This window comes from Enterobacter sp. UNJFSC 003, assembly GCF_036903355.1.
Lineage (GTDB): Bacteria > Pseudomonadota > Gammaproteobacteria > Enterobacterales > Enterobacteriaceae > Enterobacter.
In genome coordinates this window covers 1-240 of record NZ_JBAKHK010000327.1, presented here as the reverse complement: position 1 = coordinate 240, position 240 = coordinate 1, and the positions used below count along the sequence as shown (strand labels likewise).

The window sequence follows — 240 nt, the reverse complement described above, 5'->3', positions numbered from 1 at the left end:
GGCACAGGTATCAGCAACTACATCAACACCATCCCCGTTGAAGAACAACCGGAGTATCCGGGTAATCTGGAACGGGAACGCCGTATTCGTTCAGCTATCCGCTGGAACGCCATCATGACGGTGCTGCGTGCGTCGAAAAAAGACCTCGAACTGGGCGGCCATATGGCGTCCTTCCAGTCTTCCGCAACCATTTATGATGTGTGCTTTAACCACTTCTTCCGTGCACGCAACGAGCAGGAT

1 pseudogene is annotated in these 240 nt (G+C 53.3%); it reads left to right on the top strand.

Features of this window, described 5'->3' with window-relative positions:
- A pseudogene (gene aceE, locus V5P19_RS24395) lies at positions 1-240 on the top strand (pyruvate dehydrogenase (acetyl-transferring), homodimeric type); the annotation flags it as partial.